27 protein-coding genes are annotated in these 26578 nt (G+C 69.6%); 6 read left to right on the top strand and 21 right to left on the bottom strand.

All coding sequences use genetic code 11. The annotated features are described in order from the left end of the window. Positions 1-3774, bottom strand: coding sequence for a hypothetical protein (locus ACFYY8_RS13940; RefSeq protein WP_390040562.1), 3774 nt, complete (start codon positions 3772-3774; stop codon positions 1-3). A 169-nt stretch (positions 3775-3943) separates the two neighbouring features. Next, complete coding sequence (locus ACFYY8_RS13935) at positions 3944-4360, bottom strand: hypothetical protein (protein WP_390040560.1); 417 nt, start codon at positions 4358-4360, stop codon at positions 3944-3946. Positions 4361-4799: 439 nt separating this feature from the next. Here ACFYY8_RS13935 and ACFYY8_RS13930 point away from each other — a divergent pair, with 439 nt between their 5' ends. Then, positions 4800-5798, top strand: coding sequence for an RNA polymerase subunit sigma-70 (locus ACFYY8_RS13930; RefSeq protein ID WP_390040558.1), 999 nt, complete (start codon positions 4800-4802; stop codon positions 5796-5798). Positions 5799-5921: 123 nt separating this feature from the next. On the opposite strand, the gene ACFYY8_RS13925 is transcribed toward ACFYY8_RS13930, so the two are convergent. The 6 genes from ACFYY8_RS13925 to ACFYY8_RS13900 form a co-directional block, all read right to left on the bottom strand. Then, positions 5922-7883 (bottom strand): FHA domain-containing protein, encoded by a 1962-nt coding sequence (locus ACFYY8_RS13925; protein ID WP_390040556.1) that lies wholly within the window; start codon positions 7881-7883, stop codon positions 5922-5924. 184 nt (positions 7884-8067) lie between these two features. Next, positions 8068-10095 carry a WD40 repeat domain-containing serine/threonine protein kinase gene (locus ACFYY8_RS13920; protein WP_390040554.1) on the bottom strand — a complete coding sequence of 676 codons (2028 nt, stop codon included), beginning with the start codon at positions 10093-10095 and terminating at the stop codon, positions 8068-8070. A 301-nt stretch (positions 10096-10396) separates the two neighbouring features. Continuing rightward, on the bottom strand, positions 10397-10627 hold the full coding sequence (locus tag ACFYY8_RS13915; protein WP_352011176.1) for a BldC family transcriptional regulator: 231 nt from the start codon (positions 10625-10627) through the stop codon (positions 10397-10399). A 318-nt stretch (positions 10628-10945) separates the two neighbouring features. Next, positions 10946-11317 carry a hypothetical protein gene (locus tag ACFYY8_RS13910; RefSeq protein WP_390040552.1) on the bottom strand — a complete coding sequence of 124 codons (372 nt, stop codon included), beginning with the start codon at positions 11315-11317 and terminating at the stop codon, positions 10946-10948. After that, entirely contained in the window at positions 11314-11604 is a 291-nt protein-coding gene (locus ACFYY8_RS13905) for a hypothetical protein (protein ID WP_390040550.1), read from the bottom strand. Before ACFYY8_RS13905 ends, ACFYY8_RS13910 begins: the two co-directional genes overlap by 4 nt. Positions 11605-11648: 44 nt before the next feature. Beyond that, a complete protein-coding gene (locus ACFYY8_RS13900; protein ID WP_390040548.1) occupies positions 11649-12005 on the bottom strand; it encodes a hypothetical protein in 357 nt (118 codons plus the stop codon). Between the two features lie 328 nt (positions 12006-12333). Between ACFYY8_RS13900 and ACFYY8_RS13895 the strand changes: the two genes are divergently transcribed. Continuing rightward, positions 12334-13758, top strand: coding sequence for a hypothetical protein (locus ACFYY8_RS13895; protein WP_390040546.1), 1425 nt, complete (start codon positions 12334-12336; stop codon positions 13756-13758). Here the strand turns inward: ACFYY8_RS13895 and ACFYY8_RS13890 are convergent. From ACFYY8_RS13890 to ACFYY8_RS13880, 3 genes are all read right to left on the bottom strand, one after another. Next, the gene (locus ACFYY8_RS13890) at positions 13727-14761 is read right to left on the bottom strand and encodes an NAD-dependent epimerase/dehydratase family protein (protein ID WP_390040544.1); all 1035 of its coding nucleotides are present in this window, start codon (positions 14759-14761) and stop codon (positions 13727-13729) included. The genes ACFYY8_RS13895 and ACFYY8_RS13890 overlap by 32 nt on opposite strands. A 403-nt stretch (positions 14762-15164) precedes the next feature. Beyond that, positions 15165-15296 carry a hypothetical protein gene (locus tag ACFYY8_RS13885; RefSeq protein ID WP_390040542.1) on the bottom strand — a complete coding sequence of 44 codons (132 nt, stop codon included), beginning with the start codon at positions 15294-15296 and terminating at the stop codon, positions 15165-15167. A gap of 182 nt (positions 15297-15478) precedes the next feature. Beyond that, positions 15479-16096, bottom strand: a complete 618-nt coding sequence (locus ACFYY8_RS13880) for a DUF6461 domain-containing protein (RefSeq protein WP_390040540.1) — start codon at positions 16094-16096, stop codon at positions 15479-15481. Positions 16097-16243: 147 nt separating this feature from the next. Here ACFYY8_RS13880 and ACFYY8_RS13875 point away from each other — a divergent pair, with 147 nt between their 5' ends. Together ACFYY8_RS13875 and ACFYY8_RS13870 are read left to right on the top strand one after the other, a co-directional pair. After that, positions 16244-16744 (top strand): DUF6010 family protein, encoded by a 501-nt coding sequence (locus tag ACFYY8_RS13875; protein ID WP_390040538.1) that lies wholly within the window; start codon positions 16244-16246, stop codon positions 16742-16744. A 44-nt stretch (positions 16745-16788) separates the two neighbouring features. Beyond that, the gene (locus ACFYY8_RS13870; protein ID WP_390040536.1) at positions 16789-16950 is read left to right on the top strand and encodes a hypothetical protein; all 162 of its coding nucleotides are present in this window, start codon (positions 16789-16791) and stop codon (positions 16948-16950) included. 108 nt (positions 16951-17058) lie between these two features. Here the strand turns inward: ACFYY8_RS13870 and ACFYY8_RS13865 are convergent, their stop codons facing one another. The 6 genes from ACFYY8_RS13865 to ACFYY8_RS13840 all read right to left on the bottom strand — a co-directional run bounded on the left by ACFYY8_RS13865 (position 17059) and on the right by ACFYY8_RS13840 (position 21971). Next, complete coding sequence (locus ACFYY8_RS13865) at positions 17059-17436, bottom strand: DUF742 domain-containing protein (protein WP_352011185.1); 378 nt, start codon at positions 17434-17436, stop codon at positions 17059-17061. Continuing rightward, positions 17433-17822, bottom strand: a complete 390-nt coding sequence (locus ACFYY8_RS13860) for a roadblock/LC7 domain-containing protein (protein WP_184725372.1) — start codon at positions 17820-17822, stop codon at positions 17433-17435. Before ACFYY8_RS13860 ends, ACFYY8_RS13865 begins: the two co-directional genes overlap by 4 nt. Positions 17823-17888: 66 nt before the next feature. Continuing rightward, on the bottom strand, positions 17889-20102 hold the full coding sequence (locus ACFYY8_RS13855; RefSeq protein WP_390040534.1) for a nitrate- and nitrite sensing domain-containing protein: 2214 nt from the start codon (positions 20100-20102) through the stop codon (positions 17889-17891). Between the two features lie 143 nt (positions 20103-20245). Next, on the bottom strand, positions 20246-20908 hold the full coding sequence (locus tag ACFYY8_RS13850) for a DUF998 domain-containing protein (RefSeq protein WP_390040532.1): 663 nt from the start codon (positions 20906-20908) through the stop codon (positions 20246-20248). Positions 20909-21132: 224 nt separating this feature from the next. Continuing rightward, entirely contained in the window at positions 21133-21354 is a 222-nt protein-coding gene (locus ACFYY8_RS13845) for a hypothetical protein (protein WP_390040530.1), read from the bottom strand. 170 nt (positions 21355-21524) lie between these two features. Then, the gene (locus ACFYY8_RS13840) at positions 21525-21971 is read right to left on the bottom strand and encodes a MarR family winged helix-turn-helix transcriptional regulator (protein WP_390040528.1); all 447 of its coding nucleotides are present in this window, start codon (positions 21969-21971) and stop codon (positions 21525-21527) included. A 75-nt stretch (positions 21972-22046) separates the two neighbouring features. On the opposite strand from ACFYY8_RS13840, the gene ACFYY8_RS13835 reads away from it, so the two are divergent. Beyond that, entirely contained in the window at positions 22047-22556 is a 510-nt protein-coding gene (locus ACFYY8_RS13835) for a VOC family protein (RefSeq protein WP_390040526.1), read from the top strand. Between the two features lie 194 nt (positions 22557-22750). Here ACFYY8_RS13835 and ACFYY8_RS13830 read toward each other — a convergent pair whose 3' ends face one another. Beyond that, a complete protein-coding gene (locus tag ACFYY8_RS13830) occupies positions 22751-23182 on the bottom strand; it encodes an RrF2 family transcriptional regulator (protein ID WP_390040524.1) in 432 nt (143 codons plus the stop codon). 169 nt (positions 23183-23351) lie between these two features. On the opposite strand from ACFYY8_RS13830, the gene ACFYY8_RS13825 reads away from it, so the two are divergent. Then, positions 23352-24113 carry an ankyrin repeat domain-containing protein gene (locus ACFYY8_RS13825; protein ID WP_390040522.1) on the top strand — a complete coding sequence of 254 codons (762 nt, stop codon included), beginning with the start codon at positions 23352-23354 and terminating at the stop codon, positions 24111-24113. Positions 24114-24208: 95 nt separating this feature from the next. Here ACFYY8_RS13825 and ACFYY8_RS13820 read toward each other — a convergent pair whose 3' ends face one another. The 3 genes from ACFYY8_RS13820 to ACFYY8_RS13810 form a co-directional block, all read right to left on the bottom strand. Continuing rightward, complete coding sequence (locus tag ACFYY8_RS13820) at positions 24209-24697, bottom strand: hypothetical protein (RefSeq protein WP_390040520.1); 489 nt, start codon at positions 24695-24697, stop codon at positions 24209-24211. 239 nt (positions 24698-24936) lie between these two features. Further along, a complete protein-coding gene (locus tag ACFYY8_RS13815; RefSeq protein ID WP_390040518.1) occupies positions 24937-25902 on the bottom strand; it encodes a bifunctional 5,10-methylenetetrahydrofolate dehydrogenase/5,10-methenyltetrahydrofolate cyclohydrolase in 966 nt (321 codons plus the stop codon). Beyond that, positions 25899-26519 carry a cyclodeaminase/cyclohydrolase family protein gene (locus ACFYY8_RS13810; protein ID WP_390040516.1) on the bottom strand — a complete coding sequence of 207 codons (621 nt, stop codon included), beginning with the start codon at positions 26517-26519 and terminating at the stop codon, positions 25899-25901. Before ACFYY8_RS13810 ends, ACFYY8_RS13815 begins: the two co-directional genes overlap by 4 nt. Positions 26520-26578: the final 59 nt, after the last annotated feature.

Genomic DNA, 26578 nt, shown 5'->3' with positions numbered 1-26578 from the left:
TCAGGAGCAGGGCGGGTCGTACGGGATGCCCTCTCCCACGAAACGGCGCCACTTCTCGGGGTCGAGGGCACCCCTGGTGTAGGCGCAGATCCGCCGGGCGGCCTGCTCCTCGTCCAGCGTCCACAGCCAGACGGCCCCGTCGTCACTGCCGCCGGCCAGCAACCCTCCGGTCCGGTCGAAGGCGACGGGAAGGACCGCGGTGGTGTGTCTGAGCAACGGTTGCCCGAGGGGTTTCCCTCCGGCGGGGTCGGTCATGTCCCACAGCCGGAGCACACCGTCGAAGCCGGAACTCGCCATGGTGCGCCCGTCGGGGCTGAACAGCGCCGAATAGGCGAGGCCCGTATGCCCCGTGAACGGACGCCCCTTGGCGGTGACGTGCGCCGGATCGGTGATGTCCCACTGGTACACCTTCCCGTCGGCGCTTGTGGCGGCCAGGGTGTGCCCGTCGGGACTGATGGTCACCGCGGAGAAGGCGCCGGATTCCGAACTCCTGCTCGCGGTGCCGGCCCGCAACTCCAGCGGACGGCCGACCGGTCTGAGACGGGTGGGGTCGGAGACGTCCCACAGTACGACGGCCTGGCTCAGATCGATGCTCGCCAGAAGCCTCCCGCCCTGGCCGAACGCGATCGAACTGAAGCGCGCGTCGTCCTCCTCGGCCTTCTTCTCCGGCGACTCGGCGAGGAGCTTGCGGGCGGCCACATCCCACAGGCGCACCGCTCCGTCGCTCGACGCGGCGGCGAGCACGTCTCCCGTGGGATCGAAGGCCACCGCGTAGACGATCGCGTCCTTCTTCCCGGCTCTCAGCGGTGTTCCCACGGGAGTGGCCCGCGCGGGGTTCGTCACGTCCCACAGCCGAATGTCCCCGTCGGCGCCCGAACTCACCAGCGTGTGCCCGTCGGGGCCGAAGGCCAGGGAGGCGACGGAGTTCCTGTGCCCCAGGAGCGGACGGCCGACGCGCCTGGCCCGCAGCGGGTCGGAGACGTCCCACAGGATGATCGACCTGTCGACCCCGGCGCTCGCCAGCAGCCGTCCGCCTGGGCCGAACGCCACGGAGGTGACGGTCTCCGTGTGCCCGGGGAGGTAGGCGCTGGGCGCGTTCCACAGCCGCACCGACCCGTCCGAGGCGCCGCTGGCCAGGGTCCGCCCGTCAGGGCTGAACGCGGCCGAGGTGACGAACCCCGTGTGGCCGACGAGGAAGTGACCCAGCGGCGTCATGACGGAGGGGTTGGAGACGTTCCACAGCCGGACGGTCCAGTCGGTGTACGTCGCGGCCAGGGTCCTTCCGTCAGGACTGAACGCGACCGACGTGCCGATGAAGGTACGGCTCCGCGAGGGAATGTTGAGCAGCTTGCCGTCGGTGGGGTCGGAGACGTCCCACAGCAGCACCCCCGCGTCACCGGCGCCTCCCATCGTGGCCAGCGTCCTGCCGTTCGGGCTGAACGCCATCGCCTTGACCTCACCTCTGTGGATCTCCAGGAGATCACCGAGCGGTTTGGGACGGTTGACGTCTGAGATGTCGAACAGGTGCACCTTCGCGTTGTCCATGCCGACGGCCAGGGTCCTCCCGTCCACGCTGACGGCGGTGGAGGAGATCGTCCCGCCCCCCTTGAACGCGGAGGCGACGAAACCTCGCCCTTCCATCAGCGCGGGGGAGGGGACGGTCAGGTCCCACTTCTGGACGACTCCGTCCGCTCCGGAGGTGATCATGATGTTCCCTCCGGGCACGAACCTGATGGCCGTCATCCGGAACACGTGTCCCAGCAGCGGCTCCCCCGTCGGCTTGACGCGCGCGCGGTCGGAGAGGTCCCACAGCTGCACCCTCCCGTCGGAGTCACCGGCCGCCAGAAGATGTCCGTCAGGGCTGAAAGCCATCACGGACACGCCGCTTATGGAGCCGCTCAGGGGACGGCCGAGCGGCTTCGGCAGGGCGGGGGCGGAGACGTCCCACAGCCGGACCGTGCCGCTGCCGTCACCGCTGGCCATGATCCGCCCGTCGGGGCTGAAGACCACCGACTCGACGTAACCGACGTGTCCCGTCAGGCTCGTGGAAAGGGCGTCGCCCTGGGTGCCGAGAAGTCGTGTCCGGGTCTCCTCCCCCGGGTTCATCCGATGGGCGACCAGGGTGAGCTGGGCGGACAGGGAGATGTCGGTCTCCCTGAGCCGGTCGGCCTCGGCGACGACACGCTGGTAGACGGCCAGGTCCCGCTGAGTGATCGCCTCCCTGCCCCGTTGGAGGGCGTAGACGGCCGCGACGGAGGCGACCAGGGCGAGCACCGTCAGGGCCGCGACGGCGCCGGTCCTCAGCCGGGCCGTACGGCGTCGCTGGCGGGTCGAGGCGGCGAGGAAGTCGCGTGCGACGGGAGTGAGTTCGTCCTCGGGCCTGGTCTCGGCCCACACACGTACGGCGTCAAGCCGGGTCCCCCGGTACAGCCGGGAGGAGTCGCCCCTCTCACGGCTCCACGCGGCCGCGGTGTCCTCCAGGTCCTGGTGGATGAGCCGCCCCGCCCGGTCGTCGTTGAGCCAGCCGCGCAGCCGGGGCCAGTGGCTCAGCAGGGCCTCGTGAGTGATCTGTACGGCCTCGCGGTCCAGGGTGAGCAGCCGTTCCCCGGCGAAGGCGTTCACCACCGCCGCGGTCGTCCTCGGGTCCGCGCGCATGCCGACCAGATCGGTGTGGGCGACGCGCCTGCGGGTGTCCTCGGCTCCGTCCCCGAGCTTGACCAGGCGGAGGAAGAGCAGCCTGGCCAGCCGTTGGGCGGTGTCGTCCAGACCGGCGAAGACCTGCTCCGCGGTGGCCGCGAGGGCGCCCTCGATCCGGCCGGTGGCCTTGTATCCCTCGACGGTCAGCGTGGCGCCGTTGCGCTGCTGCCAGGTCAGGCGCAGCGCGTGGGCCAGCAGCGGGAGCCGTCCCGCCTCGTACCCACTCGTCCGCCTGTCACCCGCGGTCGCCCTCAGGTCGCCCAGGAGAAGCTCGGCCAGCCCCGGTTCGAGATCCACCCCCAGGTCCTGGGCCGGGTAGACGATCGCCTCCCTGAGGTTCGCCTCGGGCATCGGCCCGACCACCAGCGGACGGTCCTCCAGGGCGGGTTGCAGCAGAGGATGCGCGGCACAGGCGGAGTGGAAGTCGTCGCGGACCCCGATCACCACGAGCCCGGCCTGTGTGGCGGCCAGCCGTACGAGCAGTTCGACGAACGCCTCGCGTTCCCGCTCGTCGTCGCACTCGGTGAACAGCTCCTCGAACTGGTCCACCACCACGACGATCCGCGCGGCGGCCGGGTCGTCGGCCCGGTCGCGCAGCCACCTCTCCAGCGCCGAGACGTACCGCTCCGGCCCGCCGGCGATCTGTTCGGCGATCCGGCCCCGGTCGACACCGGTGAGGCGTTCCAGCCTGTCGGCCGTCTCCCTGACCGGCGTGGCGGTGGGGGTGAGCGTCACCTGCGGCCACCGGTTGGCGTACGGCAGGGCCGCCTGGTCGAGCGCGGGCAGCAGACCGGCGTGCAGCAGCGAGGACTTCCCCGCGCCCGAGGGGGCGATGACCACCTGAAGACCGCCCGTGCGCAGCCGCCGGTCGAGGCGGCCGACCAGCGCACCGGTCAGGTCCTTCCTGCCGAAGAACCACCTTCGCTGCTCACGGCTGAAGGCGGACAGCCCTGGATAGGGGCACTCCTCGATCACCACCCCCGGCCGGGTCCGCTGTTCGGCGCTCAGTTTCTCGCCGTAGTGAAAGTGCTGGTCCCTGTTGGCCAGGTACACGTGGCCCTGGTCGGAGACGGACACCTCAAGGCGGACGTTGTCTCCGGTGGGCGTTTCCCGTGCCGGTGGGACCGGTTCGGATTCCGGCTCCCGGCGGTCATTCTGGAAAGAGTCAGCCATTGACTTTCCGGCCTGGTCATACGACGTTGTGGAGCCGGACGAGGGCGGCGTCACGGCCGCCGGGGAATTCCGTTCAGCGCTCGTTGATGTGCTGGTCCCGGCCCGCCTGATAAAGGCGTCCCTGGTCTCGGACGACCGCCTTCATGACGATCGAACCGATCCGGGTCTGCTCCGTGACCGACAACAGCGGGGTCAGTTCCTCATCGAGGAGGCGTCTCAGTTCGGCGGCCGACTCGGGAGCCTCTTTCAGCAGGTGCGCCAGCCGTACCTGCCAGAGACCGGCCAGTGCCCGCTCGGTTTCGACGTCCCCCGCCTGTCTCGCCGTCAGCAGTTCGGCGTGGGCCTCGACCAGCTCGCCCTCGACGACCTCGGCCTGCTCGGGGCGGAAACGCCGCCACAGCGCGACCACTCCGGCGCGGGCGTCCTGCCAGGCATCGGTGGCCATGGCCGTCACCAACGCCGTCCCCGCGGCCAGCACAAGCGGATCCATGTGTCGCTCCTATTGCGCCTTATTATCTCTTGCCACGATAAATCAGATCCTTCCACCGAACCACCCCACAAAAAAGGGATAGCACGATGTCCCGAATTGAGCGCTTTGTGGAGCATTCGCCGTATATCTAGATCACCAAATAACCCACTTCCAGGCCAGATTACCCTCTTCTGGAATTTCCCTCCTTCAGCGAACAATCATCCCATTCCACCCCGTACGGCACCGCAGCCAGACCCCTTCCTTTCGGACACCGAATGGACATCGTTCATTCATCCTCCGTTCTCCTCGGGCGTCCCGGCACGTCCTGCCGCGCGTTCCATCCCGGCGGGACGTCTCCACGGGCACCCACGCCCTCCTCGCCGTGCTCAGCGGTGATGAGTTCTCGCGCCCAAACCCGTCATACCTACGACGGGACACGACGAGGTGAAAAGGTGACGTGATGAGTGTGGGAACGCTGCTGGAGGAGCTGGGCGTGAGCGGTCTGGGCGAGGTCGACGAGCCCGCGTTCTCGGGGCTGGCGGAGCGGCACCGGCGGGAGCTGCACGTGCACTGCTACCGGATGCTCGGGTCGTTCGAGGACGCCGAGGACACCGTGCAGGAGACGTTCCTGCGTGCCTGGCGGCGGCGGGAGACCTTCGAGGGACGGTCGACGTTCCGGGCCTGGCTGTACCGGATCGCCACCAACGCCTGCCTGGACCTGCTCGCCAGGTGCCGCCCGGAGCCCGCGACCGGTGGCGAGGCGCTGTGGCTGCAGCCCTACCCGGACCGGCTGCTCGACGAGTTGCCCGCGGGCGACGCGGACGAGCCGGAGACCGTCGCCGTCGCACGGGAGACGATCGAGCTGGCGTACCTGGTCGCGGTCCAGCATCTCGCGCCGCGCCCCCGGGCCGTGCTGATCCTTCGGGACGTGCTCGGCTGGCCGGCGAAGGACGTCGCGGAACTCCTCGGGGACTCCGTCAACTCCGTGAACAGCGCACTACAGCGGGCCCGCGCCGGAATGCGGGAGCACCTGCCCGCCGAGCGGCAGGACTGGACCGGCGGTGAGGAGGACGCCGGGACGCGCGAGCTGGTACGCCGCTACACCGACGCCAGCGTGGCCACGGACGTCGACGGGCTCGCCGCACTGCTGCGGGACGACGTCCGCTGCTCGATGCCGCCCACGCCGGGCCTGCACGTCGGCCGCGAAACGGTGGTGAACGGCTGGGTCGAGAGCGGCTTCGAGAGCATGGAGCGCCTGCGCGCCGTCCCCGTCTTCGTGAACCGGCAGCCCGCCGTCGCCTTCTACCTCTGGCGGGAGCGGGAGGGCGCGTACCTGCCGCTGACGATCGACGTCCTGCGCGTCACCGGCGGGGCGATCACCGAGATCTTCACGTTCCACGACGACCGGTTCCCGCGGCTCGGGCTGCCGGAGCGCCTGCCCGCGGACGGTACGGAGTAGTCCCGGCGCGGGCCGGTTGACGATCCCACGGCGGGAGGGCGCCGACGCGACCTCGGTTCTCATTCCGCGTGCGTGGGACCACCCCCGCGTGCGAAGACGTCGTCGCACGCGGGGGGTGGTCCCTCACTCAGCCTCGTTGTGGACCGGTTGGGGGCCCGTCGTTCCCGAGAGCTCGTGGGGTGCCGTGGTGGGCCGCACGAACAGGGTCGCGTCGGCAGGGGACGGCTCCGCGGGGACCGGGGTGTCGAAGATGTCGATGTCCACCTCCTCACCCCCGACCGTCAGCGTGTCCCAGGCGCCGCTGACCACCAGGGACCGTACGGTCTCGCTCCGCAGCTCGCTCAGCCGCTCCAGCAGGGCCGCGTCGTCGGGCATGCCGGGGATTCTCGGGGCCAGGCGGGACCGGATCTGGCGCAGCCGGTCCATCAGGACGTCGATGTCGGCGTTCCTGTCCGCCCCGGCGGCGCCCTCTTCGAGGCCCTGAGCGATCTTGTCCTTGATGGCCCGGGTGACCCCCTGCTCGTCGGCGGCCACCATCGCGTTCCAGGCGCGGCTCTTGTGCCGGTACTGCAGCATCGACATCGCGGCCTCGTGGCGGACGAAGTCGGCGTCGCGGAACGGCCTGCCCCGCCAGTTGCGGTTGAGTGAGCGCGCCAGCGAGATGGCCGAGGCCAGTCCGCTGTTGAGCCCGCGTCCCGGCCAGAAGTGGATGGCGTTGGCCGCGTCTCCGAGGAGGAAGCCGTACGTGCCCGGAGTGGTCGAGGTCGGGAAGAACAGCCGGGAGGTGAAGCGGGGCCGCTGCACCATGTCCAGCCGGAAGCCGGTGACCGCGCTCACGTTGTCCTCGGTGATGCCGAAGAGGGTCAGCCCCTCCTGCACCCGCCTCCACAGCGCCGAGCCCCTGATCAGGGCGGGCAGGAACAGCGTCTGGTGCGTCGAGCAGTGGAAGTCGCCGCTCTCCGTCCGCTCCATCAGACAGGGGTTGGAGGCGATGCACTCCTCGAACACCTGCCGGATGGGGTCGATGCCGATGACCTCCTTGGCCTCGGCGTCGGTGAGGCGCACGTTCAGGAACCCCTCGCCGCGCAGCGAGTTGAGCAGGAAGCGGTTCTGGGCCACGGTCAGCAGGACGATCATGGGGTCGGGCAGGTCGGACTTCACGCGGATGCCGAGCACCACGTCCTGGACGTGGTGGCCGTCCAGCGAGTAGATCGACTTGTCGGCCTGCCCGAACCTGTCGCCGAAGTGTTCGCGGGTCCGGGAACGCCCGCCTTCGCAGATGGCCAGCACGTGGTCCTGCGCGACGCCGTCGCGGTGTTCGGCCGGATCGAAGTTCTCGGGGATCAGCCGGATGCGGTCGGCCTTCTCGTTCACCATGTCGAGGAGCACGTCCTCGACATGGGCGATCCGGATGTTGCGCGGGCTGTAGCCGCGAATCGAGTCGGGGCCCGCCGGCCACATCTCGCTGTAGGAGCCGGTGGTGAACAGCCGCTCCTGGACGTCCTCGGGCAGGTTGAGATACTGGCGGCTCTGTACGGTCACGACCTGCTGGCGCCGGTTGTTGCCCTGGGTCGCGTTCCGCCACACGACCCGCGCCCCGTCCCGGGTCCAGCGGCCGTCGTACATCGTGATGGACACCCGATGTCCCATGAGGTGTTCGAGCAGCAGGGCGAGGCTCAGCCCGACGGGCCCGCCGCCGGAGATCGTGACGTGCAGCACCTGTCCCATCCCGACGCCGGGCACGGCCCTGACGACCGTCGGGAGCATGGAGGCGTCGACGACGGTCTCCAGGTCGTCGAACGTCTCGAAACGGAACGTCTCACCCCCGATGGAGATCGTGTCGCCGGGCTGGAGCACGTGGGAGGTGATCTTCCTGCCGTTGACCAGCGTCCCGTTGCGGCTTCCACGGTCCTGCAGCACGTAGTCCTCACCCTGGGCGCGCACCTCGGCGTGGAAGCGCGAGGCCCGCTCACTGGTGATCACCACGTTGTTGTCGCCCCGGCGGCCGAAGGTCATCGGCTCGTCGCCGATCAGGAACCGCTGTCCGGTGAGAGGACCTTCGTGCCCGACGATCGCATACGGCATGGGGCCGTACTCCCCTCCGTCAAAAATCTCCAGCAGAAACCGGTTTGATCGTTTATCGTGTCACGCTTCGCCACACAGGAAAAGCCACAAAAACCCGACACATCCCACCTACTGCGCCTCCGTGGACTTTGATTCGGACTCCCTGGAATGGATTTTTCGGACGTCGAAAAAATGGCACGGAATTTCAGGACGCGGGTCCCAGGTCCCACACCCGCACGGCCGTGTCCCTGCTGCCGCTGACCGCGACGGCCCGTCCTCCGATCCGCGTGACCGCCACTCCGTAGACGGTGCTGGTGTGCCCGGTGAACGACCCGCCGACGGGACGGCGCGTGGTCAGGTCCCACAGACGGACGGTCCTGTCCCAGCTCCCGGTGACGGCGACGGGACGGCCGCCCACCTGCCCGACCGCCACCGACGTGACGTTGCCCGTGTGGCCGACCATCGGCTGCCCCACGGGCTGGTGCGTGGCCAGGTCCCAGATCCGGACCGTGTCGTCCTCGCTGCTGCTCACCACCACGGGACGGCCGTCGAGCTGGGTGACCGCCACGCCGTACACGTCACCGGTGTGTCCTGTTATCGGCTCGCCGACGGGACGGCGCGTGGTCAGGTCCCAGACCCGGATCGTGTCGTCCACCCCACCGGTCACCGCGACCGGACGTCCGTTCAGCTGCCCGGCGGCGACCGCCCAGACGTCCTCCGTGTGCCCCTTCATCGGCTCACCGACGGGTTGGCGGGTGGTCAGGTCCCACACCCGGACCGTGTCGTCGCCGCTGCCCGTGACGGCCACGGGACGGCCGTCCACCTGGGTGACAGCCACCGCGTAGACGTCCTCGGTGTGCCCCTTCATCGGGTCGCCGACCGGCTGACGCGTCACCAGGTCCCAGACCCGGACCGTGTCGTCCGCACTGCCGGTCACCGCCACCGGACGCCCGTCCACCTGGCCGATCGCGACCGCGCTGACGTCCTCCGTGTGCCCGCGCAGCGGGTCGCCGACCGGCGCGCGCGTCGTCAGGTCCCACACCTGGGCCGTGTCGTCCGCGCTGCCGGTCACCGCGACCGAACGTCCGTCCACCTGCGCGGCGGCGACCGCCCAGATGTCGTCGCTCTGGGTGCCGACCACGCCCGGCACCACCGCCGCCGCCGTCGCCGGGGCCGCGCTCGTCACCGGCTCCCTTGAGAAGGGCCAGAAGATCACCCCGAGCGCGACGACCACGACACCGGCCGCCGCGGTGATCCATCCGGTACGGCCACGCGGAAAGGAGCGCCGTACCGGCCGGTCCCCGGTGGAGATCATGTCCCGCTCGGCCGCCGGGTTCGGCGTCACCGCGTCGGAGACCGCCGACCCGTCCGGGGCGGGAGCGGGGCTCTCGGTGACGGTCTCCAGCTCGTACGGCTCCGCCGGAATGCGGCCGGTCAGCATCGCCAGCACCTCGCCGATCCCGGGGCGGTCCCTGGGGTCCTTGGCCAGGCAGGCGGCCAGCAGCGCGCGCAGCGGCTCGGGCACCCCGTCCAGGTCGGGTTCGCTGTTGAGGATGGTGCCCATGATCGCCGCGGCGTGATCACCGGCGAAGGCCCGGCGGCCGGTCGCCGCGTAGACCATGGTCGCCGCCCAGGCGAACAGGTCGGAGGCCGCGCTGGCGGGCTGGTTGGCCAGTTGCTCCGGCGCCAGGTAGGCGGGGGTGCCGACCAGCGCGGAGACCGTGGTCGCGTCGGTTCCCTCCAGGATGCGGGCGATGCCGAAGTCGATGACGACCGGCCCCTCGGGACCCATGATCACGTTGGTGGGCTTGAAGTCGCGGTGCACGATCCCGGCCCGGTGGATGGCGTCGAGGGCGGTCGCGGTGGCGATCGCCAGCCGTTCCAGACCGCTCCCCGTGCGGGGGCCGTCGGTGGCGACCAGCTCCTGGAGGGAGGGGCCGGGCACGTACTCGCTGACCAGGTAGGGCCGTCCCTCGCTGAACCCGGCCTCAAGGACCGTGGCGGTGCAGAAGGCCGCCACCTGCCGCGCCAGCGCGACCTCGCGCTCGAAGCGCCGCATCTCGGTGGTGTTCTCGACCACGCGCGCGTGCAGGACCTTCACCGCCACCTGCTGTCCGGAGGGGCCCCGGCCCAGGTAGACGGTGCCCTGGCCGCCGCTGCCCAGCACTCCGAGCAGGTCGTGGACGCCGATGCGCCGGGGGTCGGTCGCCTTCAACGGTCCTGCGTCGGGCACCGCTACCGTCCTTTCCCGCCGGATGCCCACGGGCGCCCGACGGAGCCATCCGGCCGCGCAGCCGGGACCCTCACAACGCGTCGATCATGATCTGCGAAAGACACATTTGACCGACAAATCCGACGCGCATGACGACTTTCCTCGGGGCAACAATACGAGCCGGATCACATCCTCGGTACACCACGGCCACACCGGCACGCGATGTATGGACCTCGCGTCATGAGGTTTATTACTTTTTATCCTCCTAAATGGGATTTATCACCAAATCGAATTGAGAGGGGGATTTTGCGGAGACAGCCGGTCAGGAGCCCTGGGAACCGTCCAGCAGAGCCCTGATGTCGTTCTCCCGGTAGCGTCGCTGCCTGCTGGGGGTCCGCACCGAGGGGATGCGGCCGGTCAACGCCCACCGGTTGACGGTCTTGGGGTCCACGCCGAAGATCCGGGCGACCTCGCCGGGCGTGAGAAGCCGTTCGGTCGTTCCGGCCTCGGTGATAAAGGTGCCATCGGGGGCGACGGCCTTGAGGGGGGACATGGGGTTCCTTCAGTAGCGGCTCAGAGGGTTCGGGAGGCCATGGCCTTTTCGTAGGCCGGGTGCCTTTTCGCAAGGCGGGTGCTTTTCGCGAGGCGGGTGCCCGGCCCCGAGCCGGGGAGCAGGTGGCCGGGCACCCTGGAGGAGGACCGGCCTTCCTTATAGGAAGACCGGTGCGCCGGACGGCTCCCTCACGCTCGGCGTGCGTGGGAACCGTCTTGCGAGGGTGTGCGGCCCAGGTCCCTCCCACCTGAGCCGCACGTTCACGAGGTACGGCGAGCGACGGGTGGGATGACGTTCCACCGCCCGCCGTACCGGCTTCTAGGAGCGCAGCAGTCTGCGCAACGCCGTGGACCGGCCCGGCGCGACGGCCTGGCCAGGACACACGGCCTGAACGGCCCGGGAGATCCGGGCGGTTTGGAGGGCATGGGCGGCTCGGGCCTGCAAGGACCGGGCGACCGCGACGGCCTGGATGCTCGGCGGCACCACCGGGGACACCTGGGCGGCCAGCTTGCGGCCCAGTTCCTCAGCCGACCTGGCCCGCACCAGCAGCACGTCCCCGAAGCCCGGCCTGCCGCGCAGGGCACCTCGATAGGCGCTCCACAGGCCGGAATGCGAACTGTGAAAGACCAGCCAGTCCGGGTGAGCCCGCTGCAGACTGTCACAGCTGGGATCCGCGACCCCCGGCATCATGCCGCCCTCCCCGCCGACCGCAACCGTCGTCTCCCGGCCGGTCGCCGCTCCTCAGCGGTCGGCATCCGCAGGGTCAGAAGCGCCTCGGCCTCACGCATCCGCCGCTCCAGACCCTCGGCGGTGGTGTCGCTGACGATCACCGGCTGCGGGGAGGGCCACGAACACAACCCGTAGAACCGGCGCGTCCCCAGGCTGTAGAGCACCGTCCACCCGGCCCACGCCTGGTTGAGGCTCTCGGCCTCCGCACGGGCCGGGCCGTCCCACACCCGCCGATACACCGCCGCCACAGGCCGCCCATCACGATGCCGCCCACCCGGCCGAGATGACCCGATCACGAGGACGCCCCCTCCGCCGGCGCGGCACCTTTCACCCCAGGAACCGGAAGACGGGCCAGGTGCTCGACGATCTGACGGGCCGCCTCCTCCACCTGCGTGACCGGGACCTGATGAGCCCGCTCATCGCGGTACTTCCAGAAGAAGTCCCGCTCCCGAAGGTCGGTCCAGATCACGAACCCCATCGAGGGCACCTCCAGCAACGGAGCCCCGTCGTCACACCGGAACACCACCTCCACCCGCGACCGGCCGAGCAACCCCTGAAGCCGACGCAACTGCGGCGCCTTGGGGTCGTAGAAACCCTCACTGACCTTCCGACGCAGAGCGTCGGCCATGGGCGTACCGATGGGAAACACGATTCGGCTCCTTCACGGGATGAAGTGAACGGCCTCGGGGTCGCTTCCGGCCCGGTCCGTTGCGCGATCTTCGGCGTCGATGCCGGTCACCAGGGGAAACCTCTGGTGGCCAGCGGTGGGACGTGGCCGATCATCACCAGCAACCATGTGTCATGAACATGTCGCGAAGGGTGACATTCATCGGTACTTGATGTCCGGAGCGGACATCGCCGTGGACCCCGTCATGGCATGTCAGTACCCAAGGGCGACATCTGCTGCGAAGTCCCTCCGCGCTGCGAGACAGCGTTTTACGCTGCCAGCGACCGCACCCGCACGAGGAGGAAACCCCGTGCACCATGCCGAAGAAACACTCCTGAAGCAGCTCGTGCGCGCGCGTGGACTATTACTTCCGCGCACGTTCCTCACCGCCTACAGCCGATGCGCCGCCGGACTTGGTCTACGCGGCCTGACCCTCGACGAACGCCAATACCGGCGCTGGCTGGCAGGCAACGTCAAAGGGCTACCGCTGCCGGATGCCTGCCGCGTCCTGGAGGAAATGTTCGACCGGTCGGCGCAGGAACTGTTCACGATGGTTCCCACCCTGGTGGCAGACCCCGCATCACCGGGCGAGGTGATCGACCTGTCACCCACCCGCAGCGTCGTATGGACGACGCCCGACCTTCCCACCTCTGGTGCAGGCTCAAAACCTGCGCCCTCTCTGCGTGAGTTGATGATGGCTGCTGCCGAAGATTCCCGACATTCCGCCCGAGCAGCGGACGCCGCGATCGGACCCTCAACCCTTGAAACACTGCAAGACGATGTGGTTCGTGCAGCACGCACGTTCCACACCCGACCGCCGATCGTGACGTTTCCCGAAATCAAAGACCTACGCGACCAAGTGGAGCACAAGCTTGGACAGACCCGGCAACCCGGGCAGATCACCGAACTGACCTACCTGAACGGGCTGCTGTGCCTGTTGCTGGCCGAAACCTGCATGGACTTGGGCGAGCATGGATTCGCTCGTGATCACGCGCGCGCCGCGTGGGCACACGCCAACAGCATCGGCAACACCGGTCTGGCCGTATGGGCACGCGGTGTGCAGGCGACGGCGGCCTATTGGGGCGATTCTCCCCAAGAGGCGATCACCGCAGTCAAACGCGGCCGGGAGCACAAACCCACCGGCCTGGCAGCCGCGCGACTGCACAGCATCACCGCCCGCGCGTGGTCGCACCTAGGCAATCCCGACGAAACGCTACGGGCCGTCCGCGACGCGCAGGAGGCACGGACAACCGACTCAGACACCCATGACGACCTGGCTGTCATCGGCGGCCTGTTCGACTGGGGACCTGCACGAGAGGAGCGTTGCGCCTCAACCGCGTTCTTGGAACTGCTGCAACGCCGCCACGACAGCCTGGAGCCGGCGACGCTACGCCGCTTTGTGAATCTGGTGCTGGAGCACGCCGAACGAGCGCTGAACCTGGAGCTCGCCACTCCAGCCGACAAACGCTCTCCGATCCTGAGAGCGACCATCCTGCTGGACATGGCCGCCGCCCGAGTACTGCTCGGCGATGTGAACGGGGCCCACGAAACGGTCCAGCCCATGCTGGGCCTGTCTCCGGATCTGCGCACCTTCTCCGTGCGCTACCGGCTGCGCTCCCTACGGGCACCGCTCAACCAACTCCGCACGCGGGCGGCTCAGGAACTGGTCGAGACGGTCACCGCGTTCGGTGAGGCTTCGACCGCTAAGCACCTGCCGCCTGTTCCTGGTTCTTGACCACTGTCCGGTTGTCCCAGGCGGTGAGGATCGCCGTTTCCCGTTCCACGGAGATGCCCAGCTCCGCAGAGCGAGCGGAAGAGACCGTGACCCCGGCCTGGAGCCACCGCCAGGTATCGGTCACGGTCTCCTCGATCGAACGGCACGTCAGACCTGCGGCGTGAGCGCGGGAGGCATCCACCCTCCAAGCGCCCTCGTGCTCGCGCCAGATCGGCAACTCCGTCCACTCACGCACGCCGTACCGCCGGAGAAAGCTGCTATCCACCCACACCAGTTCAGCGGTGCTGCTGGTCGCTTCACGGCAGGCGGTGAGGAACTCACCGAACGTCGCATGCCCGATCGGCGCGGCCACGTTGTAAGGACCCGACAGACGCCGCTCAGCGCACTCCAACGCGAAGGCGGCGACGTCTCGTACGTCAATCGGCTGGATCTTCCACGTGGCCGTGCCCGGGGCCAGCACCCGGCCCCCTGCGCGGATCCGCGACAGCCACCACGGCAGACGACCCACATACTCATGCGGGCCGAGAATGACACTCGGCCGCAAGACAGTGGCGCGCTCACCGAAAACAGCGGTGACAGCCTGCTCGCAACCGACCTTCTCGCGCCCGTAGGCGTCGGGCCCGCTCTCCCCCTCCGGGCCCTCGGGGGTGTACTCCCGCAGCGGCGAGGCGTCCGTCAGCGGAGTGGTGGGCCAGCCCTTGTAGACGTTCACGGTGGAGACGAACACGTACCAGCCGACGACATCGGCCAGAGCGCGGGTGGTGTCCTCCACCATGGTCGGGGTCATGCCGCTGGGGTCGATCACCGCGTCCCACGGACCCGCGTCAGCGAGCGCCATCAGGTCCTGAGGGTTGGTCCGGTCTCCGCGAATCATGGTGGCGCCGGACACGTCATCACCGGAACGGCCACGGTTGAACGTGGTCACCTCATGACCACGCCGCAGGGCCTGCTCCACGAGCACACGCCCCAGGAACTTCGTTCCGCCGAGGATAAGGAGCCGCATGGTCTCGATCCTGGACCAGGAAACCCGATCCACACAGGTGCTTCCCGGGAGCAATACGTAACCGTCGAGGAAACCAGGAGAGCCCTCCAGAGGCTATCGCTCGCGGCCTTCCCCACAGCCCGCGACCCTCGTCTCCTCGACCGTTAACCCGGCTGCCCAGACGTACCGTGAAAAGTGATCTTTCTTGTCACATGGCACAGTGGGGTCACCAGGTACATCCCCGCGAGGCGCGGATCACACTATGGCCGCCATCGGTACGAGGAGGGGACTATTCTCGAACCAAGTCAGATCTCAAAAATGATCAACGCTCTGACCTGCACCGTTGCACTACCGCCGGATTGCTGCAGAAATCGCGCATCCCACTTCCACAGCGTCCGGCCCGACCTGGGACTTTACCCTCGGGTCACTCATCACCCTGAAGGGTTCGCAACTCGAACTGCTCGTCCGTGACCGGCAGGAACGCTGGTCGCTCATCACCCTGAAGGGTTCGCAACACCTTGGCGACGTCGAACTTCAGCGAGAGGGCGTCACTCATCACTCTGAAAGGTCCACAACTCCCCACCTTGTGGACGGTCACCAGCCGGGGTCGAAGAAGGGGGTGGTGGATTCTCTCCAGGCCAGGGTGTACAGGAGGAAGGCGTTCAGGGCCATCGCCAGGATGGTCACCGGTACGGCGGGGCCGACGTCCGGTGGGTCGGGGAACCCTCCAGGGGGCCGTCAATCAGGGTCGCCGGCCGGTACGACATACGTGGTGTGTGTGGCCTCCAGCCATTCTCTGTCGATGCGGTGGCCGACCATTCGGCCGATCGCGGTCAGGGCGGATGTGAGGCTTTCACCGGGTTCGACGGCGGGTTCTCCTGGGATGTCGTCGTCGATGTTGAAACGGAGGCCGTGCAAGTACGGGTCGAGGGCGTTCGGATCGGCACCGGACCGTTCGCCGGTGTCGAAGATGTCAATGACCGTGATCAGCTTCCCGTCTTCGGCGAATTTCAATGTGTTCTCACCATGGAAATCCCAGCTGACGGCCAGAGCGCGCCCACCACACCGTGACAACGCGAGCAGCGCTTCATCCTCCGTGGAACGATGGTCGCCGACGATCAGAGTCCAGTCACCGATCGGCCCGACCAGCAGACCGGCGGCCTCCTCGTCGCCTCCGTCGGATCCCGGACCCCATCCGAGGAAACCGTCCCGCGTCCCCGAGGCCGGATCGCCGTTCAAAATGACGACCGCTTCCTCGACAGGGATGGACTCCACCCAGACGGCGTGGAACTGCTGCATCGAAACGTCACTGGGATCGTACGAGCGGAGCAATTGATACAGGTCGTCTGCCGTCACGGATTCAGCCTCCTCCGCGAATCATTCTGCCCGGCCTTTCAGGGCCGTACGGCCCGCGTACGGCGCACCCGGCCGAACACGTGAGGCCTTCCCGGAACTCCAGCCCGACCGCCGACGACTCCTGAGGTAAAGACAGGAGGGCCGAGCATGGGCGGACGGGTGTGGGTGACGGCCGGGTGGGCGTTCTACGTCGTGGTGGTCATGGTGGCGATGTCGTACGCCATCGGGGCCGTGGCGCGGGCCGGGTTGCTCGTGGTGGCGGCGGCGCCGTTGGGGGTGGTGCTCGTCCTGGCGCTGTGCCGGTTGCCCGGCAGGACCGAACTGGCGGCCTGGAGCGCCGTCACCGTGGGGATTCTCGCGCCGACCTACCTGGCCGGCGGCGGGGTGGAGTACGCGGCGTCCGGGGTGGTGGTGGCGCTGGCCCTGCTGGGGGTGTTCCGGTCGCCGTGGTTCCTGGTGGCCGCCTGGGTGCTGCACCCGGTGTGGGACGTCGTGGTGCCCCGTCATCTTGAGCCGCCGCTGACCGACCTTCCGACGGCCTGCGTGCTGTACGACCTGCTGGTCGCCGGTTACCTGGCCTACCGCGCCCGCCGTGGCGGTTTCGCGAAGGGCGCCAGGTCACCCGAGGAGGCGGGAACCCGGGGCTGAGGCCGTCGCGTTCTCCAAGAGTCGTCTCTTCGAGGAAGCGGACTGTGACCGGAGGAAGCTTGGCGCTCAGGGCACGTTATCTCCTGAACGCGGCCCTCGCCGTGGTCGTCCTGGTGCTGACCATCTGTATCGACGGGATAGGGCTGACCGCCCTGTTCTGCGTGATCGCCGTGCTGTTCTTCCTGGTCTGCGCGTTCAGGGCGTAGCCGGGAGGAGCTTTCCCCGTGCCCTCCGACGGTGCACGGGGCCTCCGAAGTCGTCCTGGATCGTACGGCCGGCCACCCCACCCCCGCCGGGCCGTACGGGTGAGGACGTTACAAGGCCCGCAGGCCGCTGATCACCTCTCGCAGCAGCCCCTCCGCGGGAGAGGTGTTGGCGGGAAGCGGGGAACGCACGAGGATCAACCCCTGGTCGAGCAGGTCGCCGAGGAGGACCTTGATCACGCCGATCGGCAGGCCCGACTCCGAGGCGACCTCGACGATGGGCCTGGTGCGCTTCATCAGGCCGAGTAACCGCCGGTGCTCCGAGCCCAGGTGTGAGCCCGCGGAGATCACCGAGCCGTTGGCGACCACCATGGACAGCAGGTCGAACGCGGACGAGGACGTCGAGGTCGCGGTCCTGCCGCCGGTCAGCGCGTAGGGACGGACGACGGGCCCGGCCTCCTCGTCGACCCACTCGACGTCGTCGCTCATTGGCCCGCCACCCGAGGTGCGGTGGCCAGATGCTGGCCGACGCGGGTCACGAGGCGGGCCATCTCGTAGGCGATGAGGCCCACGTCCGCGGCGCCGCTGGTCATGACGGCGAGGCAGCTGCCCTGGCCCGCCGAGGTGACGAAGAGGAACGCCGAGTCCATCTCCACCATGGTCTGCCGTACGGCGCCGCCGCCGAACTGCATGCTCGTCCCCTTGGCGAGGCTCTGGAAGCCGGAGGCGACGGCCGAGAGGTGGTCGGCGTCCTCCTTGCTCAGACCTCGGGAGGAGGCCATCATCAACCCGTCGTTCGACAGGATCAGCGCGTGGGAGACGTCCGCCACACTTGTGACGAAGTCATCCAGAAGCCAATAAAGCTCACCCGGCACGTGCTCAAACCCCTTCCCCTGTGACGATCACACTCGGTGTGATCCTCGGTCCACTACCCCAGCTCTTCATTCGGCACCGCCGTCCTCGCTCTCGGCGCGTCCGCGCCGCCATCCCGACTGGAAGGAGTTCAGCAGCGCCCGAGCCTCCTCGGGCGAGCGCTCGGTGGCGCCTGAGATCTGGTCGTTCTCCTGGCGCTGGTCGTCCTGGCGCAGGCCCGGTGAGAGGTTCGCCTGACGGACCCTGCGGGGCAGTCCGGAGCCGCGCCGTACCGACGACTTCCACAGGTCCGCGGGGACCGGCAGCACCGGTTCGGTGAACCGGGGCTCGGCGGACACCGGGGGCAGCGCGGCGACCGGCGGCATGTGCTCGGCCCTGAGCGGCACGACCGGCTCGACGGGCTCCGGGTCTCCCAGGAGGTGTTCGGGAAGCAGGATGACCACCCCGGTCCCGCCGTACGGCGAGGGCCGCAGCGTCACGTTGACCCCGTAGCGGGCGGCGAGCAGGCCGACGACCGCGAAGCCGAGGCGGTCGGTCTCCGACGGGTCGAACTCGGGCGGGCTGGCCAGGCGCTCGTTGATCGAGGCCCGCTTCTCGGCGGTCATGCCCAGGCCCCGGTCCTCGATCTCGATCGCGAACCCGCGGCCGACCAGCTCGCCGCGGATCGACACCTCCCCTCCGGGAGGGGAGAAGACGGTGGCGTTCTCGATGATCTCGGCGAACAGGTGCATCATGTCCGCGACCGCGCTGCCGATCAGGGTGGTGCCCGACATGGGGTAGACCCGCACCCGGGCGTAGTCCTCGACCTGGGCGGCGGCGCCGCGCAGCACGTCCTCCATCAGGACGGAGGAGCGCCACTTACGGCCGGAGGCCCCACCGGACAGGATGACCAGGCCCTCGGCGTGGCGGCGCATGCGGGTGGTCAGGTGGTCGAGCAGGAAGAGGTTCTCCAGGGCGGCGGGGTCCTCGGCCTGCTTCTGCATCCCGTCGAGCAGCTTGAGCTGACGCTGCAGCAGGGACTGGCTGCGCCTGGCGAGGTTGCGGAAGGACTGGGCGACGCCCTCGCGCAGCTTGGCCTGGTCGACGGCGGACTGCATGGCGCGCTGCTGGACGCTGTCGAAGGCGGCGGCCACGTCGTGGACCTCCGCCGTGCTGCCCAGCGGTTCGAGCGGTGGCGCCTCGACACCGACGTCCACCGGCTCGCCCCTGCGAAGCTTCTCCATGACGCGGGGCAGGCGGACCTCGGCCACCTCCATGGCGGCCCTGCGCACCCCGGCGAGCTCGCGGGTGAGCCCGCTGCCGACCCGGTAGGAGACCAGCAGCGAGGCGACGACGGCGACGAGGCCGAGCGCGCCCGCGACTCCCGCCCTGGTGAACGTCGTCGCGGCGGACGGAGCCGCCCGGTCGGCCAGGGAGAGGGTGACGGCGGTCAGCGCCCGCTCGTAGACGGCCTCCAGGTCGTCACCCGCCGAGCGCCACTCGGTGGCGGGGATGAGCTCCCCCTCCTGGATGGTCTCCTCGAAGCCGGTGTACCGGGTGTAGATCGTCGAGGTCATCATCCCGGCGAACGGCAGGCGCAGCCTCGGCTCCAGGTCGGGCAGGGCCTGTTCGAGCAGGAAGACCCGGTTGGTGGCCAGCTGGTTGAACAGCTGCAGCTCACTCGGCGACATCGAACGGCCCAGGCCCAGCACCCCGGCGGCCAGCGCCCGCTCGCGGCTCATCAGGTCCTTGGCGTAGCTGACCATGCCGAGGCTTCGTGACTGCTGGAAGAGCGGCAGGTCGTTGTTGAGGCTCATGATGCTCGACAGCCGGTTCAGCGCGTCGGGCACCAGGGAGAAGTCCCTGGAGAGCCCGACGAGGCCGATCCTGCCGCCGTCCACCTTGACGCGGGTCCCGTCGAGGGCGTTGATCCGGGTCATCACCTCGTTGAACCGGATGCGCATGTCGGGGGTCATCGCGGCCTTGGCCGACTCGGTGTTCGTCCGCTCGCGGAAGCGCTGGCGTGCCTGGTTGGTGATGTTCCGCTGTACGGCCAGGGCCGACCTGGCCGAGTCCGTGCGGGAGGCGAGGTACTCGGCCGAGAGCAGGTGTTCGTGCTGCAGGGCGTTGTTCAGCTCGTCACCGGGTTTGCCGACCGTGTCGTACAGGGTGGAGACCGTGAGCAGGCTCATCGAGTCGCCGACCGTCACGGTGGCCGCGAAACCCCACAGGGCGAGCAGCGAGATGATCGGGATCGCCAGGAGTGCCGAGATCTTGAACCTGATGGGTCTGCTCGATGCCATGTCACCTCATCGGTTCGGTCCCGGAGCGCCGAAGTGGGGGACTCCGGACGACCTCTAGATCGCCGACGAGGATAGCACTGACAAGCCTGTGTATTCGTATCCTATTTGTGACATGTCATGAATTAGTAAAGCAAAGTGACAAGTCAGCCGAGAGCGGCCTGGGACGCGCGAGCGGTCCTCCCGGCCCGGCTCAGGTGCGCCAGCCGTACGGCGAGCACCGCGACCAGGGCGATCTCGGCGGCGAGCAGCACCCGCTCGGCCAGTCCGATGAAGACGCGGTCGCCGGGAAGCGCCACGTAGGTGACCGCGACCAGCCCGAAACCGCAGGCCAGCGCCAGCCACTCGATCGGCCTGGCCACCGCCCTCCACCGCTCGTCCTCCCCGAGGCGCGTGACCATCAGCGCGCCCGCGACGGGCAGCGCGACGAACGCCACGGCCGAGGCGTAACCGTGCACCTGGTCCCGCATCCAGTCGTCCAGGGCGCCCACCGAGCCGGGGACGCCCGCGGGCACGAACGCCATGACGGTCAGGGCGCCGCTCCACACCGCGAGCAGGCGTTCGACCGCCGTCCCCAGCGGGGCCCTGGCCGCCCGCAGTCCCGCGACCAGCGCGAGGGAGGCGACCGCCAGGGAGATCATGGCCAGCTCGGTCGTCCCGTTGCCCTCGACCGCGGCGTACTCGCCGATCGTCAGGGCGAGCGGGTCGGAGTGGGTGGTCGCCACGACCTGTCCCACGACCATGGACCCGACGGCCACCGCGATTCCGGCGCAGGCGACCAGCGGGTAGAGCCTTCTCAACGCGAGCATGCCCCAAGACTGTCCCGGGAGGGGTCCCTGACACATCCGGCGCCACCCCTGATCCGACCCTGAGCCGCCCCTGATCCCGGCCCGTTGTGCACAGGCTGTGGACAACCATTCCGCACATCCTGTGGAAACCCCGCACCAGCTGGGGGAGTTCATCCACAGGCCTGTGGACGGAAGGGGCCGTCCCGTGCCGCTGTGGGCGGAGACGGGACGGCCCGCGCCCTGGTCTACAGCCCGGACGGGTCCCGGCCGACGCTGATCTCCTCCGCGATCCTGCGGATGCCGTGGTCGTCCATCCCCGGCACCCCGGCGAGCCTGCCGCGCAGGACGGCGATCACCCGGGAGACGTCGGCTCCCGCGTACCGGACCGCCACCTCGTGGACGGTTCCGAAGAGCGCGCGGTTCGCCTCGTGCTCACCGTTCGCCCGCCTCAGAGAACTCTCCGCCATCTCCGCATCCCCCTGTTGAGCCGATCGGTCGGGGGAAACGGTACGACGGACGGCACCGGGGCGGGGACGGACCCGGCTGGATTCTCCTTCTGTTCCCCCACTCCTTCCAGCGCCTCCGCCCGGGCCGGCCGTACCGCACGGCGGGCGTGTCGCCGGACCGGCGAGGAGGTTCAGCCCCGGTCGGCGAGCACCGCGGAGCAGATCTCCATGAGCCGCTTGACCTGCTCGGAGTCGACCCGGTCGAACAGCACGCGCCGTACGGCCTCGACGTGGCCGGGGGCGGCGGCGGTGAGCGCGGTGAACCCCTCGTCGGTGAGCTCGGCCCAGCTGACGCGGCGGTCGGCGGCGCAGGGCACGCGCCGTACCCAACCCCTCTCCTCAAGACGGGACACCGCGTGTGAGAGCCTGCTCTGCGAGGAGTTGAGCTCGGTGGCCAGATCGCTCATCCGCATCCTGCGATCCTTCGCCTCGGACAACTTCACCAGGATGATGTAGTAGGTGTGCGGCATACTCGAGTCGCGTTGCAGCTGGCGGTCCAGTTCCTCGTGGATGAACTGTGAGGCCCCCATGAAAGCGCGCCACGCGCGTTGCTCTTCGTCGTCAAGCCATCTGGTCACGAGGCCCACTTTACTTGAACTTTCAAGCATATGGGGATAGTGTACTTGAGAGTTAAAGTTTTTCGGGGAGGAAACATGCCGGTCCAGCGGCTCAACCACGCCGTCCTGTTCGTTCGCGACGTCGAGCGCAGCGTCGCCTTCTACCGGGAGGCCCTCGACTTCCGGGTCGTCATGGGCGGCCAGGGCTCGGCGTTCCTGCAGGCCCCCGGATCGAGCAACGACCACGACCTCGGCCTGTTCGAGATCGGCGCCCAGGCGGGCCCCTCCGGCGCCGGGCGGACGACCGTCGGGCTCTACCACCTCGCCTGGGAGGTCGACACCCTCCAGGAGCTTGAGCGCATCGCGGTCAAGCTCACCGAGATGAACTCCCTCGTGGGCGCCTCCGACCACTCGACCACCAAGGCCCTGTACGCCAAGGACCCCGACGGGATCGAGTTCGAGGTGTCCTGGCTCGTGCCCGCCGACCTGATCACCGAGGAGACGATGCAGGGCCGCAGCCACATCAGGCCCCTCGACCTCGCCAAGGAGAAGGAGCGCTACGGCGCGCAGACCCGGGGCGGCCTCGGGGTCTCCATCCACGTCTGAGGCGCGGCCCCTCAGGAAGTCCGGCCGCCTCCGGGGACCGACCGGCCGGAAGACCAGGCGCCCCTCAGAGGGCCCAGCCGTCCCCGGGGACCCGGCCGACGTCCGGGGCCGGGTTCCGGCGCTGCCGGCATGCCCCGGCCCGTCAGGGAACCCGGCACGGAAAGCGGGGTGACGGCGCGCCCGGCACCCGTCTCTCAGGCCGTCTGCCGCCGGGGGACCTCGGCCCCCTGGGACTCCAGAAGAGTGGCGAGGCTGACGCTGTCCACCACGGCCCCGATGGAGGCCTCGACGTCCAGCCAGACGGCGCGCAGCGGCACCGCCTCGCCGAAGTAGACGATGTCGGCCGTCGAGAAGCCCCGAACCGAGGTGAAGCCGCCGCCGACAGCCCGCAGGATGTCGCCGACGAAGACGGTCTCCGCCCTCCTGGCCAGCGTGAACCCCCCCTCGTTGCCCCGCTGGGCGAAGACGAGGTTGGCCCGCCGCAGGTCGGTCAGGATGCCCCTCAGGAAGCTCGGCGGGATCTTCTGAGCCCGGGCCAGCGTCTCCGCGGTGACCGAGGTCGGGTCATGGGCCGCGATCACCAGCATCGCGCGTATGGCGTAGTCACTGCGGGCCGTGACGTGCATCCGAAGATCCTCCCGATGACGTGAACCGATGATCGGCGACCTCTGGGTGGGGCTCAATAAATCTACTATCTCTATGGGTTAACCATGAATTATCGCCACAGTCAGAAATGGAGATCATCACTGGGAAAACCCGTAGATCACGGACACTTCGCCACGCACAATGAACCGCATGACAGGGGAACGACTGGTGACGGCCGCGGCGACCGGGGACGCCGCGACGGTCGGGCGGCTGCTCGACGACGGCCTGGCCCCGGATACCCCCGATCCGTACGGCTCGACGGCCCTCTACCGCGCCGCCGTACACGGGGAGGCGGACATCGCGCGGCGGCTCCTGGCGGCCGGTGCCGACCCCGGCCTTGAGAGCGGGGGCGAGCACGAGGGACTCCCGCTGTGCGCCGCCGCGTCCTGGGGACACGCCGAGACGGTGACCGCGCTGCTCGACGGCGGCGCCGACCCCGACCGGCGGGAACACGCCGAGGAGAACGCGATGACGGCCCTGCACTGGGCCGTGGCCGGTGGGCACCTGGCCGTCGTCGAGGCCCTGCTCGCCCGGGGCGCCGACCCCGGCGTCCGCGACTCCGCGGGCGGCACCGCCCTCTGCCGTGCCGTGACGTACGGCGCGGCGGCCGTCGTCAGGGCGCTGCTCGACGGCGGCGCCGATCCGGAGCTGCCCGACGGCCAGGGGCGGCGCCCGGTCGAACTCGCCGAACTGCGCGCCGGGCACGACGTCGAGGCCGAGGCCCTCGCGCGGGCCACGGAACACGCCCCTCCCGGGGCGCGGATCACCGTCCGCCGGGAGGAGGCCGAGGGAGGGGACGCGCTGCTCGTGGTCGAGGTGCGCGACGCCACCGGCGCCCCGCGCTCGGAGTCACGCACGGGCACCGGCCAGGCCGAGATCCTCGACCTCCTGCGAACCCGTACGGCCTCCTGACCCGCCGGGCCGTACGGGCTCATCCCGCGGTCACGACCGCCGCGTCGGGTCGCCTTGCGTCCGGTCGCTTCCGCCCTGCGAGGAGACCGGCAGATCTAGGGGCATTCGCCGCCCCACCGCTGGTCGGACAGGATTTGGTAGAGGGATGAGCGCAAATACACCCACGACCCCTGGTTGAGGGTCGTCCCCACGTTGAAGTGCAGGCACTTGGTCTTCCCCGCGTGTTCGAAGTAGTAGTGGTCGAGTCCGCGCTTCGCGTTTCCGTTGTTGACGACGTAGTAGGACGTGTTCGCTTTCAATCCGTAGTGGCTCAGCGTGCCGTAGGACGAGTCGACCATGTCGTTGTCCGCCAGGCTGCCCTCATAGAGGCAGACCTGCCCGGAAAGGCATCGGGCCAGGTTGTCTCCGGCCAATGCGGTGCCCTGCGTGACCGTGAGCGCGAGTATTCCCGCCACGAGGGTGACGAACGCGACGCGGAAAGGTCCGGCACCGAAGGACCTGCGCCCCGACCGGATTCCGGATTCGACGTTCACCGCCGCGGCGCCCGTCGTCGGCGCGTCCACGATGGTTGGTTTTCTCATCATGATGTCTCCTGTCGGTCGCCTGAAAAGGCCGGCCCGCCGGACGGATAACGGCAGGCAGGGGCCAGTGTCAGCGGCCGACGGATTGTCTGGAACCCCTATTCGCCACCTGGACAAAATCAATCGCGGTACTGACGGGCGCGGACGCGGCTCATTCCACCGGGCCCAGGATCGTCACCCGGTTCCGGTCTGGACGGGGCACGCGCGTCGACGGCCGTCACCTGGTGTGAGGGCCGAAGGAGTCACCGGCCTTCGGTCAGGGTCTCCGCGGCCTGGACCGTGTGAGCCAGCAGGAGGGCGGTGGTCACCGGTCCCACGCCTCCCGGCACGGGTGTCAGCGCCGAGGCCCTGGCCGCCACGGCGGGATCGACGTCACCCGCGAGGCCTCCGTCCTCGGTCTGGTTCGTGCCCACGTCCACGACCACCGCGCCGGGCCGTACGTGGTCCGGGGTGACGAGCCCGATCCGGCCGACGGCCGCGACCAGGACGTCGGCCGCCGAGGTGACCGCGGCCAGGTCGGCGGTCCGCGAGTGGCACACGGTCACCGTGGCGTCGCGGTCGAGCAGCAGGTGGGCGGCGGGTTTGCCGACCACCGTCGAGCGGCCGACCACGACCGCGTGCCTGCCCGCGAGCGGGACGCCGTGGTGGTCGAGGAGCCTGACCACCGCCTCGGCGGTAGCGGGCGCGAAGGCGGGCAGTCCTGCGGCCAGGCGGCCGAGGGAGAGCGGGTTGGCGCCGTCGACGTCCTTGGCGGGGACGATGGCCGAGGCCAGGTCCTCCAGTTTCGTCCCCTTCGGCAGCGGGGTCTGCAGGATGATCCCGCTCACCCACTCGTCGGCGCTCAGCGCCTCAAGGCGGTCACGGATCTCACCTGCCTCTGCCCCGGGACCGAGATCGGCGACCTCGCACTCGATGCCCACCTTGCGCGCGGCGTTCACGATGGAGCGCACGTACCAGGCGCTGGCCTCGTCGTCGGTGGCCGTGACGACGGCCAGGCGCGCCGGGCGTCCCCGGGCGGCGAGGGCCGCCGCCCGCTCCGTCGCGTCGGTCCGGATGGCCGTGGCGAGCCCCCGCCCGGACAACTCCCGTGCCGCGCCCGCCGAACCCGCCGAGCTCTCCGCATTCGTCACGTTCTCGACACTCCCCCTGCTCCCGGCGTCCGTCACGTTCTCCGTGCCCCCCGTGCCCGCTGAGCCCTCGGTGCTCAACGGCTGATCTCCTCGCGGACGGTCGCGGTCACCCGGTCGGCGTCGGCGGCCAGGTCGTCGACCCCGGCGATCCTTCCGGCCAGTTCGGCGCGGACCGCCTCGTCCCGGATGCCCCCGAGGTTGATCTCGACGTTGACCCTGGCCGTGGTCGCGGCGGCCCTGGCGGCCTCGGCGGCGGCTGCCACGTCGGTGACGACGTTGCGGTTGCCGACGGGCAGCAGCTCCCCGGCCAGTTCGACCAGGCGGCGCGCGACGTCCACGGTCTCGGCGGGCGGCCCGGCCGCGGCGGCCAGCGCTCCGGCGATCGCCGCCGAGCGGGCCGTACGCTCCTGGTCGGTCTCCTTCGGCAGCCGGTAGGCGTCGGTGACCGCGGTGAACGCCGCCGCGTCCTCCTCGGCGAGTTCGAGCGCGCGTTCCCGCAGCGTGTCGGCCTCCGCCAGGATCCGCCCGATCAGCCGCTCGTGCCCGGCCTGCTTGGGGCCGTCGCTGTAGCGGGCGACCATGCCCAGCAGCGCGGCGGCCTGCGCGGCGTGCAGGGCCGCGCTCGCTCCCCCGCCCGGGGCGGGTACCCGAGCCGCCAGGCTCCGCAGAAAGTCACCGATCGTCTGGTCTCGCATCCGCGCCTCCCCGAGTCATCCGTGCCTCCCCGAGTGACCGGGCGGGTGCGCCCCCGTCC

It is taken from the genome of Streptosporangium sp. NPDC001559, assembly GCF_042893955.1.
Taxonomy (GTDB): Bacteria; Actinomycetota; Actinomycetes; order Streptosporangiales; family Streptosporangiaceae; genus Streptosporangium.
This window is presented reverse-complemented; position numbering and strand designations above follow the sequence as displayed.